Origin of the sequence: Bacillus sp. AY3-1, from assembly GCF_008368785.1 — a bacterium.
GTDB classification, from domain to species: domain Bacteria; phylum Bacillota; class Bacilli; order Bacillales; family Bacillaceae_G; genus Bacillus_A; species Bacillus_A wiedmannii.
The window spans coordinates 1-14546 of sequence record NZ_QORZ01000023.1 but is presented as its reverse complement, the minus strand read 5'-3'; the positions used below and the strand labels follow the sequence as shown (position 1 = coordinate 14546).

General features: G+C 32.8%; 13 protein-coding genes and 2 pseudogenes. 11 read left to right on the top strand and 4 right to left on the bottom strand.

Going from position 1 to position 14546, the window contains the following annotated elements:
* Positions 1 to 44: 44 nt before the first annotated feature.
* The 3 genes from DN389_RS23150 (at position 45) to DN389_RS23140 (ending at position 2692) form a co-directional block, all read left to right on the top strand.
* Complete coding sequence (locus DN389_RS23150; RefSeq protein ID WP_098191271.1) at positions 45 to 1088, top strand: aspartate-semialdehyde dehydrogenase; 1044 nt, start codon at positions 45 to 47, stop codon at positions 1086 to 1088.
* 167 nt (positions 1089 to 1255) lie between these two features.
* Positions 1256 to 2362 (top strand): C45 family autoproteolytic acyltransferase/hydrolase, encoded by a 1107-nt coding sequence (locus DN389_RS23145; protein ID WP_098802074.1) that lies wholly within the window; start codon positions 1256 to 1258, stop codon positions 2360 to 2362.
* Positions 2363 to 2428: 66 nt separating this feature from the next.
* Positions 2429 to 2692, top strand: coding sequence for a hypothetical protein (locus DN389_RS23140; protein WP_116867800.1), 264 nt, complete (start codon positions 2429 to 2431; stop codon positions 2690 to 2692).
* A 102-nt stretch (positions 2693 to 2794) separates the two neighbouring features.
* Here DN389_RS23140 and DN389_RS23135 read toward each other — a convergent pair whose 3' ends face one another.
* Positions 2795 to 3697 (bottom strand): LysR family transcriptional regulator, encoded by a 903-nt coding sequence (locus DN389_RS23135; protein WP_088063342.1) that lies wholly within the window; start codon positions 3695 to 3697, stop codon positions 2795 to 2797.
* Between the two features lie 263 nt (positions 3698 to 3960).
* Here DN389_RS23135 and DN389_RS23130 point away from each other — a divergent pair, with 263 nt between their 5' ends.
* The 5 genes from DN389_RS23130 to DN389_RS23110 all read left to right on the top strand — a co-directional run bounded on the left by DN389_RS23130 (position 3961) and on the right by DN389_RS23110 (position 10188).
* Complete coding sequence (locus DN389_RS23130) at positions 3961 to 4647, top strand: MOSC domain-containing protein (protein WP_001045580.1); 687 nt, start codon at positions 3961 to 3963, stop codon at positions 4645 to 4647.
* A 260-nt stretch (positions 4648 to 4907) separates the two neighbouring features.
* Positions 4908 to 5792 carry a GNAT family N-acetyltransferase gene (locus tag DN389_RS23125; RefSeq protein ID WP_098191273.1) on the top strand — a complete coding sequence of 295 codons (885 nt, stop codon included), beginning with the start codon at positions 4908 to 4910 and terminating at the stop codon, positions 5790 to 5792.
* Between the two features lie 33 nt (positions 5793 to 5825).
* Complete coding sequence (locus tag DN389_RS23120; protein WP_001027689.1) at positions 5826 to 6422, top strand: DUF1349 domain-containing protein; 597 nt, start codon at positions 5826 to 5828, stop codon at positions 6420 to 6422.
* 222 nt (positions 6423 to 6644) lie between these two features.
* Positions 6645 to 8399 carry an ABC transporter ATP-binding protein gene (locus tag DN389_RS23115; protein WP_149237653.1) on the top strand — a complete coding sequence of 585 codons (1755 nt, stop codon included), beginning with the start codon at positions 6645 to 6647 and terminating at the stop codon, positions 8397 to 8399.
* A complete protein-coding gene (locus DN389_RS23110) occupies positions 8392 to 10188 on the top strand; it encodes an ABC transporter ATP-binding protein (protein WP_098191275.1) in 1797 nt (598 codons plus the stop codon). Before DN389_RS23115 ends, DN389_RS23110 begins: the two co-directional genes overlap by 8 nt.
* Before the next feature lie 108 nt (positions 10189 to 10296).
* Here DN389_RS23110 and DN389_RS23105 read toward each other — a convergent pair.
* Positions 10297 to 10553 (bottom strand): annotated as a pseudogene (locus DN389_RS23105) (hypothetical protein).
* Between the two features lie 237 nt (positions 10554 to 10790).
* Between DN389_RS23105 and DN389_RS23100 the strand changes: the two are divergent.
* Positions 10791 to 11523 (top strand): annotated as a pseudogene (locus DN389_RS23100) (N-acetylmuramoyl-L-alanine amidase).
* A 221-nt stretch (positions 11524 to 11744) separates the two neighbouring features.
* Here DN389_RS23100 and DN389_RS23095 read toward each other — a convergent pair.
* Positions 11745 to 12329 (bottom strand): LysE family transporter, encoded by a 585-nt coding sequence (locus tag DN389_RS23095; RefSeq protein WP_098802075.1) that lies wholly within the window; start codon positions 12327 to 12329, stop codon positions 11745 to 11747.
* A gap of 59 nt (positions 12330 to 12388) precedes the next feature.
* Here DN389_RS23095 and DN389_RS23090 point away from each other — a divergent pair, with 59 nt between their 5' ends.
* Positions 12389 to 13003 (top strand): helix-turn-helix domain-containing protein, encoded by a 615-nt coding sequence (locus tag DN389_RS23090; protein ID WP_098191277.1) that lies wholly within the window; start codon positions 12389 to 12391, stop codon positions 13001 to 13003.
* Between the two features lie 406 nt (positions 13004 to 13409).
* On the opposite strand, the gene DN389_RS23085 is transcribed toward DN389_RS23090, so the two are convergent.
* The gene (locus DN389_RS23085; protein WP_098802076.1) at positions 13410 to 14015 is read right to left on the bottom strand and encodes a BclA C-terminal domain-containing protein; all 606 of its coding nucleotides are present in this window, start codon (positions 14013 to 14015) and stop codon (positions 13410 to 13412) included.
* A 210-nt stretch (positions 14016 to 14225) separates the two neighbouring features.
* Here DN389_RS23085 and DN389_RS23080 point away from each other — a divergent pair.
* Positions 14226 to 14546 (top strand): exosporium leader peptide-containing protein (locus DN389_RS23080; protein WP_304488173.1); only part of this gene is annotated, 321 nt, incomplete at its 3' end.

Below are 14546 nucleotides of genomic sequence, written 5' to 3'. Positions count from 1 at the left end.
GAAATTGTAGAAATATTCATTCAAGTGATATTGGAGGAGAAAAGATGATCAAAAAGGGCTATCATGTAGCTGTAGTTGGGGCTACAGGTGCAGTAGGGCAGAAAATTATTGAACTGTTAGAAAATGAAATGAAGTTTAATATAGTTGAAGTTACATTGCTTTCGTCAAAACGATCCGCTGGTAAGGTAGTACAATTTAAAGGACGAGAGATAATTATACAAGAGGCAAAAACAACTAGTTTTGAAGGTGTTGATATTGCCTTTTTTAGCGCTGGAGGAGAAGTGTCTAGACAATTTGTTAATCACGCAGTCACTAGTGGTGCCATCGTAATTGATAACATAAGTGAATACCGAATGGCGCACGATGTACCGCTCGTTGTTCCAGAAGTAAATGCGCACACTTTAAAGGAGCATAACGGTATCATAGCAGTTCCGAATTGTTCAGCATTACAGATGGTAACGGCTCTTCAGCCAATACGAAAATCATTTGGTATAGAACGAATTATAGTTTCAACGTATCAAGCTGTATCAGGATCTGGAATTCACGCGATTCATGAATTAAAAGAACAGGCTGAGTCTATGCTTATAGGTGAAGAAGTAAAGAGTACTATATTGCCAGCGAAAAAAGATAAAAAACATTATCCAATTGCGTTTAATGTACTTCCGCAAGTAGGTATATTCACAGATCATGATTTTACATTTGAAGAAGTAAAAATGATTCAAGAAACGAAGAAAATTTTGGAGGACCAAAACTTGAAAATGGCAGCTACTTGTGTGCGTGTTCCGGTCGTATCCGGGCACTCAGAATCGGTTTATATAGAACTTGAAAAAGAAGCAACTGTTGCAGAAATAAGAGAAGTGTTGCTGGATGCACCAGGTGTTGTACTGCAAGATAATCCTAGTGAACAGCTGTACCCAATGCCATTATATGCAGAAGGGAAAATAGATACATTTGTCGGGAGAATTAGAAAAGACCCTGATACACCAAAAGGATTCCATCTTTGGATTGTTTCCGATAATTTATTAAAAGGGGCCGCTTGGAACTCGGTTCAAATTGCAGAAACGTTGGTGGAAGAGGGGATAATATAGTATAGGTAAATTAGGAAACTGTTAATGATTACAGTTTCCTAATTTTTATTTTATAATTGTTTTCTTTATTCCAGCCAAATTTGATTTGAAAGACAGTAAAAAACATCAAGAATGAATAAAATTCATTTGGTATGATATGGATAAATTAAATGTAAGGGGGGATTTAGATGTACCAAGTAAAGGGGTACTTTTCATCATTAAAAGGAAGTCATTATGATATTGGAAAGCAACAAGGGGAGTTTGTGAAAAATCATCCGTATCTCATTCCACAATTTATACAGCAAGAACATTTAGTATCAGATAATTATTGGACAGAATCTAGAAATATATTAAATCAATATTGTCCAGGAATTAATGAAGAAATTGAAGGGTTTTGTGAAGTGTTGAAAATTCCTGCTAGAAATCTGATGTATTATTATCAAACACTATTAAAAGCAGGATGTAGTCATTGTGTCGTATTACCTAAAAAGACAGATTCAAAGCACACATATGTTTTAAGAAATTATGATTTGTCACCAAAAATAGATGATATGCGTTTTTGCTCAACACATGTTGAAGGTGCATATGTGCATAGTGGCTTTTCTACTTTTTATTTCGGTCGAACAGAAGGAGTTAACGAGCATGGGTTATCTGTTACATTTTCAGCATGTGGTCAACCAGTAGGAAATATTGAAGGCTTACGAAAGCCAGTGTTAAGTGGTTTACAATGCTTTGCGGTAATTCGAGTATTATTGGAGAAATGTAAAAATGTGCAGGAGGCGATATCACTAGTTGATGAAATGCCAATTGCAAGTAATATTAATCTAATTGTAGCAGATCCTTTAGACGCAGCACGTATTGAAATATTTGACGGTTTTAAATCAATAACCACAATTGATGAGGAAAACCAAAATTTTATCGTATCAACAAATCATGCGATTAGTTTATCTGTTCAAAAATTGAATAATAGAAGATTAGAACAATCTACAAACAGATATTACACATTGTATGAACATTTAAAACGAAATGAACAAGTGAGCATGGATTCTTTAAAAGAATTAGTAGAAAGAGAGTATCCTACTGGGCTGACAGTACATAATTATGAAGAATGGTTTGGAACTTTGCATTCTGTCTTATTTGATTTGCATAATCGTACAATGAATATTTGCTTCGGATCTCCACTATTCAACGACTGGTACTCATTGAAAGTTGGAGGAAGTCTTTCATTTTCTCAGGTAAATGTGAAATTTAATAATAAAACGTATACTGACTTTTGGAGAGAAGAATGCTATTAATTGATTCAAGAAGAATAAATGAGATAAAATGGTAATAGTAAGGTGTATATACGGGAGGGATTGCCATTGCTAAAAGTAATGTTACCGATTGTTCTTATCTTATTTGTTGCCGTTTCAATGTATATTACTTATGAAAAAAGAAAAAAAGCAGGGGTAAAAGGATTGAAGAGTGCGTTAACTTCAATTTGTTTCTTTACACTAGCAATCTTAAATTTGCTTGCATATTGGTTTAACTTTGGCGGTATTTTTATTTGGTTAATTTCAATTGTTTTATTACTAGTGGGGGCATATTTTACGAAATATATTCCAATATCTAAAAAGGTACATTGAAATTTATTTGAGTTTAAAAGTTATGTTGTATTTTGTTTTGAAAAGAGATTATTCTACTAGAGCGTTGTGAAACGGTTTTATAGGATAATCGCTTTTGTTCGTTTAGCTTTGTAAAGAACGTACTGTTCTTTTTAGTTGTTCAATAAATTCTCGAGTTGCAGCACACATATATTTATCTTTTCTATAAATAAGCCCAATTTCTATTGTTGGGGTAGGATTTTCTATTTTAATTGCTTGAATGTTTTTATTTTGTAAAAAGTCTATATACGGTTTTGGTAACACTGTAATTCCCATTCCTTTTGAAACCATTTGGATTAAAGATTCCATCGTACTAATTTCTAAAATTGGTTTTGGTTTAAAGTTAAATTTTTGACAATGAGATGTAATTAGTTCGGTTAAAAAGAAATTTTTAGGTAAAAGAATTAAAGGGTAGTTCTGTAATTCAGCAATAGATACATGATTACGTTCAGCTAATTGATGATCGGTTGGTACGACTAATGTAAGTTCACTTTTGTAAAGAGGGATAGAAATAATCTCCTTATCTTGCACCGGGAGAAATGTAATGCCAATATCTAGTTCGTTTTGTAATAATTTTTCACGAATATCTCCTGTACGAAGCCCTAATACAGAAAGCTCTATATTGGGATATGAATGATTAAAATTTAATATAGCTGGTGGTAGTAAATAATTTACGACGGTTAACAAAGAGCCTATTGTTAAGGAACCTTGCTGTAATCCGTTTAGATCTTGAATTGCAGAACGAGCTTGTTCGACTTCATGAAAAATGGTTTTACTATGTAATAATAAAATCCTTCCTGCATCAGTTAAAGATATTTTTTTACCAATGCGATCGAAAAGCGGCATTCCTACTTCATGTTCTAATGCACGTATTTGCTGACTTAGAGAAGGTTGTGAAATATTTAGTTTCTCAGCTGCTTTTGTGAAATGTAATTCTTTTGAAACAGCTAAAAAATATTCAAGTTGTCTTAATTCGATTGGAATCACCTCAAGTTTAATGATAGGTTATACCTATCATTATTATATAAATAATTGGATTGAACAATGATTTTGTTGAGCTTATAATCACTTTATTAGAGAGGGATTGAAAAGTTTTTGAAGTAAGGATAGATAAGTATCGGAGCAAGGATATTTGAGTGGTTATTACATTTGCTGATCTTTTGTCATTTTAAATGAAAAATAGACAGAGAGTTTGAAAGTATAAATTAATCTATTGAAAAATTGCGGGGTAAGTAAGAGGAGCGATTAAGATGAATAAAGTATATGAGGTACTATCTTTAAATATAGGGTTACCAAAAGAGGTTACATACGGCGGAAAGGTAATTCATACAGGTATAAATAAGAAGCAAGTAAGGGAACCGGTGTTTTTATCCTTTTTAAAATTTAATGGAGATGGGCAAGCGGACTTAGTTCATCATGGTGGAGTAGATAAAGCAGTTTGTGTGTATTCTGGAGAACATTATAGATACTGGGAAAAAGAGTTGAATCAAGCCCTTGTATATGGAGCATTCGGAGAAAATATAACAATTAATTGTCTGTGTGAAGAGGATGTTTGTATTGGTGATACATTTCAAATTGGAGAAGCAATTGTACAAGTAACACAGCCAAGACAACCTTGTTTTAAATTAGCTAAGAAATACAATATTCCAAAGTTACCACTTTATTTTCAAGAAACAGGATATACAGGATTTTATTTTCGTGTATTAAAAGAAGGATGGGTATCACCTGTTGATACGTTAAAGTTAATTAAGTCTGATCCAAAAGGTGTTACAGTAGCATTTGCTAATCGTATTATGCATAAGGAAAAACAAAATATGGAAGGCCTAAAAAGGATCTTAGAAGTACATGCACTTTCTACAAGTTGGAGAAATACATTTGAAAAGCGAATGAGAGGAGAAGAAATTAATACGAGGGAGAGACTAGAAGGAAAAAAATAATAAAAAATATTTTTTATAAATGGTGCATTTCTATGAGTAAAAACGAAGTAGAAAGCACTATTTTTATATAATAAACTTATTAATATTCAAAAATCTTAATATTGTTTTATTCGACTTACTTTCGAATAGTCAAAACATAAAATTAATTAGACTCTTTTTTTATATTTTATGATAGTATATTGATTGGTAAGACCTATTACATTAAGAGCAGGTTATATAACTAAATCTAATTTGATGGAATTAACGTATGGAGGGACAACATGGGGAATGTTGAAATTTTTGAAAAATTTCTTTTAGAAGAACCGAAAAGAGAGAAGTTATTTCCTTTATTTGAAGAAGTGTTTGGAATTACAATTCAAACATTGAATGATTTTTCAGAAAGAGGTTATTGGGATGATACATACAAAGCTTTATCATTTTTACATGACGATAAAGCGATTGCAAATGTTGCGGTATTTTCGCTACCATTGCTAGTAAATGGTGAAAGAATAAATGCAGCCGGCATTCAAACGGTAATGACTCACCCTGATTTTCGTAGACAAGGACTCATGACACAATTAATAAGTAAAATGATAGAAGAAATTGATAAGAAATGTGAATGTACATTATTATTTACGGAAAAACCTGAACTATATGCATCATTTGGGTTTAAAGTTGTGCAGGAGTATTTGATGACTATTCTATATGATAAAAAGAATAATAATGACTCCTTACTTAGAAAGTTAGATTATTATATGGAAGAGGATAGAAAGTTAATACATGAAACTATTGATAGTAGCCAAAGACTTTCAAATAATTTTTCAACATTAAACTTCCGTCCTTCGTTTTATTTGAATATGTATGATTCGGGATGGAATGAGAAATTGTATTATTCAGAGAAACTAGATGCTCTAATTGTGTATGAAGTAGATAATGAAAAGTTGAAATTATATGGAGTATTTGCACCAGTAATTCCAGTTTTAGATGAAATATGCGGAGAAATCGCTGAAAGATTTACAGAAATCGAATTTTACTTCTCACCAGATCAATTAGGGATTGAGGATGTACAATTTACAGAATTACAGTCTAATAAGTATTTAATGGTTCGAAGTAATAAAGAGTTAGATTTTAAAGGTTATAAATTCCCTGTATTAGCGGAGTTTTAAAGGTTTGTATAAAGGCTTTATTATGGAGGAACTATGAATATATCGTATATACCTAAACATGTTGAGCAGCTCACTATAATGAATGTCCCTGAATATTATAAAATTAATGACAACCGGTCGTTTATTGTCCGTTCGAAAGCAGAAACAGATTTCTGGCTTAAAACACATTATGGTTTTGAAGTAATGAATGGTCATGTATTTTATAATGAAATGATGACAGACTTTCAAGCTGAAGTTCAATTGTGTATGGATCCAAATTCAAAATACGATCAAGCAGGTCTTTTTGTTATGATTTCGGAAAAGTGTTGGTTGAAAACTTCATTAGAGTATATTCCAGATGGCCCTTCTCATTTAGGAGCTGTCGTAACGAATAATGGATATTCTGATTGGTCAACACAAGACTTTCCAACAGAATTAGCTACCCAACAACTTCATTTTCGAATTGTTCGTAAACGTGGCGATTATATAATATATGTAAAAAATAGCTGTCAATGGGAACAAATAAGAATTGCTCATTTGATGGAGGATATAGGGAATGCGCCTGTTAAAATAGGTTTTTACACGTGTAGTCCTTCTAAAAACAATGGATTTGAGACTGAGTTTTTAGATTTTACAATTGAAGAGATATAGATGAAAAACCGTATTCTTTCTACTTAAGAATACGTTTTTTCTATTTGCGTAATATAAAGCACATTTATTGACCGGAAAGTCATTAATGCTTATCATTTAATAATGTTAAATATTAATTTGCATAATATAATAGAAGTACTGGAAAAATCAAAAATTATATGGGTTAAGTAAGGAGGGTATGAATTATTAAATGGTAATTTCATAGGAAAAAGGAGATTAAGTATGAAATCATTTCGCAAATTATTACATTATTTAAAACCATACATGTTCTTCGCGATTATTGGACCACTATTTATGGTACTTGAGGTTGCGATGGACTTAATTCAACCGACTATTATGCAACATATTATTGATGTTGGGATAGCAAATCGTGATTTGAATTATGTAATAAAAATGGGGCTTCTTATGATAGGAGCTGCAGCACTCGGTTTAGTTGGAGGACTTGGGTGTATGATGTATTCTACAAAAGCAGCTGTTAATTTCGCTACAGACATACGAAAAGATGTATTTGCGAAAGTAGAAACATTTTCTAGTGAAAATCGTGATTCATTTGGAACTGGGAAATTATTAACGATTGTGACAAATGATATTACTTCTATTCAATCGGCGATGACGATGACATTACGTGTACTTGTTCGTGGTCCTTTGTTATTTATCGGAAGTATAATAATTGTTTTTGTAACAGCACGCGAGTTATTTCCTATATTACTTGTAGTTGTTCCAATTTTATTACTTGCGATTATATTCATTGCAAGTAAAGCGAGCGGAACGTTCAAAAAAGTGCAAGAAGCATTAGATAAAGTGAATACAAAGCTACAAGAAAATTTATCTGGAGTACGTGTTATTAAAGCGTATGTAAGACAAAAATATGAAATTACTCAGTTTGGAAATGTTAATACAAATTTAACAAAGATAAATATTCGAGCGGTGCAGCTTATTTCCATAATGATGCCAATCATTATGTTAGTTGTAAGCGGCGGGATTGTCGCAACATTATGGATTGGTGGAGAAAAAGTATTTGATGGAACGCTTCAAGTAGGAGCTATTTTAGCGTTTATAAACTATTTGAATATTATTTTAATGTCACTTATGTCTATAAGTATGGTATTTATGCAAATCGCGCGAGCATTTCCATCTGCGGATCGTGTACGGCAAGTTTTAAATACTGAAGTTGATATTACGACGGAAACAAATGCGGTTGCACCTAAGCAAATCGAGGGACAAATTGACTTTAAAAATGTTAGTTATAGTTACACGAAAAATAATGAATATGTTTTAAAAGATATTTCATTTAACATATGTAAAGGTGAAAAAGTAGGAATTATCGGTTCTACAGGAAGTGGTAAATCTACTTTAGCAAAACTGTTACCGCGTTTATACGATGTTGATCAAGGGGAAGTATGCATTGATGGAATAAATGTTAGAGCATACGATTTACAAAAACTTCGTGCTTCAATCGGGTTTGTACCTCAAAAGGCATTATTGTTTTCAGGTAGCATAGAAGAGAACTTACGTTATGGTAAAGAAGATGCAACGAATGACGAACTGGAAGTAGCGGCTTCATCAGCTTGTGCGACTGAGTTTATTAACAAGTTGGAAGATTCATATCAATATCATTTAACACAAGGTGCGACGAATTTATCAGGTGGACAAAAACAACGTGTATCAATTGCAAGGGCACTTGTGAGAAAGCCATCCATTCTTATATTAGATGATTCTACATCAGCAGTTGATGCGAAATCAGAATCTAACATTCAATCGGCATTAAGAACAGAATATAAAGGAACAACAACATTATTAATCGCCTCTAAAATCTCATCTATAATAGATGCTGATAAAATTCTCGTTTTAGATAACGGTGAATTAGTTGGTGATGGTACACATGAAGAATTGTTAGAACGATGTGAGGTATATCAAGAAATCTATCTTTCCCAAGGTGGCAATTTACATAAAGAAGGTGGGAAAGAACATGCGTAATTTTCAAGGGCAATTTGCTAATAAAGGTGGGCGTAACGTGCCTAAAATGGGTGAAGCTAGAAACACTAAAGGAACTGTATTGCGAGTATGGAACTATATGGGGTATCAAAAGGCTGCTCTTACGTTCGTTATATTTTTAGTATTTGTTACGACGTTACTTGGGTTATTAGGTCCTTATTTAATGGGAGTAATTATCGATCAATATATTGTACCGAAAGATTTAAGCGGTACGGCGAGAATGTGTTTGTTACTTATCGCGATTTACGGTGTAACAGTATTGTTAACTTGGCTACAAACATTTGTCATGGTTAACGTTGCATTAAAAACAATACAAAAAATACGACAAGATATTTTTGAGAAAATCCAAACGCTTTCTTTACGGTTCTTTGATGTACGTTCTCAAGGGGATTTAATGAGCCGTGTTACAAATGATATAGATAATTTGAATCAAGCGTTGACGCAAAGTGTTGTACAAATTATTTCATCAGCATTAACCTTTATAGGTGTAACAATTGCGATGTTCGCATTAGATTGGATTTTAGCAATTGTTACTTTAATTACAGTACCTATTATGTTTTTCGTTACAAAAAAACTAGTTGCTTATAGTGGTAAAAACTTTGCAAAGCGTCAAAAAGATTTAGGAGAATTAAATGGTTTTATTGAGGAAGCTATAACTGGAGCGGATGTTACAACGTTATACGGGAAAGAAAAAGAAACCGTACAAAATTTTAATAAAATTAATGAACAACTCAGAATGTCTGCTACGAAGGCGGATACATTTTCAGCTTTTATTTTTCCAAGTATGAACTTTATAAATAACTTAGGTATGGGGCTTGTAATTGGGACTGGTTCAGTTATGGTTTTAAATGGAATGACAACAGTAGGTGTCATTGCGGCTTTTATTAATTATTCTCGTCAATTCTCAAGACCACTAAGTCAATTCGCAACTTTAATGAATACAATTCAAGCGGCAGTTGCTGGTGGAGAACGTGTCTTTGAAATTATGGATGAAGTACCAGAAATTCAAAATAAAAAAGATGCATGCATTGTACAAAATTTACAAGGGCATGTTGCACTCGAGAATGTTTCATTTGGTTATGAGGAAAATAAAACGATTTTAAAAGAAGTGAGTCTTAAGGCACAGCCAGGGGAGACAATTGCTTTAGTTGGTCCAACTGGATCGGGCAAAACAACAATCATTAATTTGCTAACTCGCTTTTACGATATACAGCAAGGGCAAATTCATATCGATGGAAAAGATATAAAAGATTATGATATTAATTCGTTGCGGAGTAAAATAGGAGTAGTTTTACAAGATACGTACTTATTTGCTGGGACGATTATGGATAATATTCGTTATGGTCGATTAGATGCTAGTGATGATGAAGTAATCAATGCAGCTAAGGCAGCATCTGCACATTCTTTTATTAAACATTTACCGAATCAATATGAAACAAAAATTGCTTCAGAAGGATCGAATTTAAGTCAAGGACAAAAACAACTTCTTGCGATTGCGCGGGCGATTTTAGCAGATGCAGATATATTAATTCTCGACGAAGCAACATCAAATATTGATACGAGAACAGAATTGCAAATTCAAGAAGGACTAAATAATTTAATGAAAGGTCGAACAAGTTTTGTAATCGCTCATCGACTGAAAACGATTGAGAAAGCAGATCAAATCCTTGTTATAAAAGATGGAAGTATTTTGGAAAGAGGGAATCATGAATCTCTTATGGAAGATAGAGGGTTTTACTTTGATCTGTATACGAGTCAGTTTAAAATTTAATAAGAATATTTGATATAGTGCGGTTTCTCTAGAAAGGAGAAACCGCACTTTTATATTTATAAAGATAATTAGAAATATAGACTTGAATTTTTTTAGATACACGAATTGTTAGCAAAAACTAGCAACTTCAGTGACAGGGGGAAGAAATAATTTACGTGGTATTGTAATAATCTCAAGAGCCATCTGAGCTGAATGGAGAAGTATTGGAGTTAATTCTAAAGCGTGCGTTAATAATATAAAGCTTGTTAGGATTGCAAAGATTCCCAAAAGAAACTTTTTGAAATGTTACGGAAATCTTTTATTAAGGAAAAGAAAGAAAAAAATGCTGTAACAACGAGAATTAAAAATTTATACTTATCAGCCATTAAACCCCTCCTAAAGAACAATAACTTCTATTATAGCGTATTTTTCTGGATTATTATAAAAAGATTTTAAAATGAACGATAAAAAAGTGGATGCCACAATTTAAAGTATTATTTTGGATTTCTTTATTTAAAAAATAGATTAGCACCCTATTTATTATTTGCAAGTGTTGTACTGGATATTTGACCGGACAATAAGACGAGCTTTGAATATATTAATAAAAAAGGGGATGTTGAACAATGGCTAGATATAGTTTACATGGAGGTCACTATTGTACAGGGTGCAAATTATGGGAATCGGAAAGAACATATTATGGATCGCCAAGTTAAGGATGCAGTTGTTGCTAAATTAAGAGCATTAGGGCATACAGTTTATGATGATACTGATGAAGTAGGGATAACACAAGCGCAAAATTTAAATAACATTGTATCTAAAACAAACTCACATGATGTAGACTTAGTAGTTTCATTTCATTTAAACTCATATGATACGAATGCTAATGGTGTTGAAGTACTGTATTATGACCAACAAGCTTTATCAGCAAAGATAGCAGCGCAACTTTCAAAAGATATTGGCTGGTCAAATCGTGGCGCGAAAGAGCGAAAAGACCTTTATGTATTAGCGAATACGAAAGCACCTGCAATCTTAATTGAACTTGGATTTATCGATAATGAAGCAGATATGTCAAAATGGAATCCAGATAAGATTGCAAATTCAATTGTTTATGCGTTAACGGGGCAATCTGGTGGGACAACTCCGCCATCAAAACAAAATATTATCCAATCAGGCGCTTTCTCACCGTATGAAGTTCCTGAAGCTATGCAAGCTTTAAATTCAGTTAAAATGACAGCTAAATTTATTTTAAAGCCTGATGGATTAACATATTTTATTTCCGATCCAACATCAGATACGCAATTAAATGGTATGACAGGTTGGCTTGATCGTAAAGGTTGGTGGTATGAAGTTAAGTAAAGAGTTTAATTTGAGGAACAGTACGTTTAAAAAATAATTGGCGCCAAAAAGAGGATAACTTTTAATGAGTAATCCTCTTTTTTAAATTTTTATCAGAATGAATAAGAATATATACAAGACACCGCCCTAAAACTAAATAAGTGATGTATGGAGCGGAGGATTCATTGGGCAGCTCAGCTATATTTTTAAAATATACTATCAAAAAAATTTAGTATTTGAATTTAATTGACTACAATTGAAAAAGCACTAAAAACTAATAAAACGGCCATAATGATGTTAAAAGATTTAGTATGTTTTAATAAAAGTTTTTGGAACATGGAACCAAATAAGCTCCAACTAAATGTACTCATTAACCCGACTACACCTAGAAATAATGAGAAGAGTAGAAAACTTGAATATGAATTATAGTAAGGGAGAATAAAAGTTGACACTACAGTCAGGCCGAATAGTATCCCTTTAGGGTTAACAAACTGAAGAAAAATCCCCACTGTAAATAAGTTTTTATTATGTTTTTCATCGGGATCTGTACTAGTTTTACTAGTGAGTATTTTAAAAGCTAAATATAGCATATATGCTACACCTAAAATTTTTAAAGGGAATTCGATTATGGGTAGGATATTAATTAGTACAATATTAAAGAAGCTACATAAGGAAGTGAGGATGAAAAACCCGAAAGCTACTCCAAAACAAAATTGCATACTCCTTTTTAAACCATGTTGATTAGCGTATGTCATAGCTAAAAAATTGTTAGGACCGGGTGTGAAGCTACTTATAAAAACAAATAACAAAAAAGAAAATATAGGCATTTCAAAACCCCCTAATTAATTAGTGTGTGTTATAATGACCGAAAAGAACAATATAACGTGTGCTTTTTATTATACATAATGGTCGTTATATTGTATATAGTGTAGGAGTGTTTCTTATGGAAGAAATTCAACTTATTTTGGCGAAAAATTTAAAAACAATACGAGAGAAAGAAAAAATGAGTTTGGAAAAGGTCTCGCAATTAACAGGTGTGAGTAAAACGATGATTGGACAAATTGAACGAGGGGAGTCAAGTCCAACATTAACAACGATATGGAAAATTGCTAATGGTTTGAAAGTGTCTTTTACTTCTTTAATCAATAACCCGCAACCAGATACGAAAGTTGTTTTACGAAATGATGTTCAAGTATTATCAGAAGACAATGGGAGATATAAAGTGTATCCTTCTTTTCCTTTTCAAGATGATAGGAACTTTGAAATCTATACGGTTGAAATTGAAACAGAAGGAAAATTAAGTTCGGAAGGCCATAAAGAAGGGACCGAAGAATTTATAACGGTGTTTGAAGGGGAATTGATAATTGAAATAAATGATTGTCAATATACATTAAATAGCGGAGATGCAATTCGCTTTAAGGCGGATAGACCGCACTTTTATTATAATTCCGGAAGTACGCTAACTCGGTTAAGTATGACCATTTATTATCCGGCTGCATAAACTTACCATTGCATCAAGAATATAAAGAAATGTGTGTTGATAAACCATCTATAAGAGATGGTTTTATTTTTTAAAATTCATAAAAAAAGACACTCGTTTGAGTGTCGACATAGTATTGCTCTCGCGTATAGGATTGGAGTATGTTTCTCAAAAACGTATTGAGATGGTTCGCATTTGAGAAACTGTCTTCTTATTCAATGTAACATTGGCAGGGAGAAGTGTAAATTGATAATGTATATACGGAAAATTTAGTATAGATGGTTATTACTATGAATATAGTACAAATTGTTTTTATTGCTTAATCATTGTCGTGAAATTATTGAAATATTCTTAGCTTTAGGAATGACGTAATAGTTACTACTTTAGCAGCTAAGAATGTTTATTATAAAAAAGAATGAATCATTTATTAATCGATTCGTATAATTGTTAAAGAGGCACCTGTTGAACCACCTCCAACTAAATTAACTATGGATAATACGCCGAATATTTGAAGGGAAATTGTATTACCAGCAATTAAATTGATTATTAAATTATTATTATAGTTTGAAGTTGATATTGCGGGTGAAAAAATAGATCCGGGAAGTGGAGTCGAAAAGTTTAATAGTAGCCTTGTACCAGCAAGTAGAGAAGTTGCTGTATTAATTTGATAGGTTAAATAATATCTTCCAGTAACAGGAATTGTATATATATCATTTGTAGCGTTCACTGCAAAATTACCGAGACTTTGGTTATTAGAAAGTGGAATATTAGTTCCACCTAATATGACTGAGATGGGACCACCTAATGTATTATTAGCGAACATAGAGTTTGTTGTAATAATGGGTCCAGTAATACCCGTGGGTCCAGTAATGCCTGTAGGTCCAGTAATGCCTGTGGGTCCAGTAATGCCTGTAGGACCGGTAATACCTGTGGGCCCAGTAGGACCTGTCAGTCTGTATGGAAGAATAATTTCAAGAGCCAGTGATAATAGTTCTTTTTTCATTTTTTCATTCTTATCTTGAATATAAATCACCTCATTTTTAAATTAGAACGTAACCGATTTAGTATTTTGAAATGGAACTATCATTTTATTATATTAATACTACTAGTTATAGCAACGGTAAAAAGTTTACTATATGTAAAAATCATTTGAGAATGAAAAAAGTAGTTATGAAATTCTTCTAAAATGATAGATGTATTATTTTGTTAAGTAGTAAACAAAAATGTGGAACGAGGTATTAAAGTGAAGCGAGAAAATAAATTATCAATAAATAAAGCTATGATAGAACCTGAAAACATTGGACCTACGTTTCCAGTTCTTCCCCCAATTTATATTCCAACGGGCCCAACGGGAATGACCGGTCCGACGGGTCCAACTGGTTTAACAGGATCACCGGGAGTAACAGGCCCGACCGGTTTAGCGGGATCACCGGGAGTAACAGGTGCGACTGGTTTAACAGGATCACCGGGAGTAACAGGTCCAACTGGTTTAACGGGATCACCGGGAGTAACAGGTCCAACTGGTTTAACAGGATCACCGGGAGTAACAGGTCCAACTGGTTTA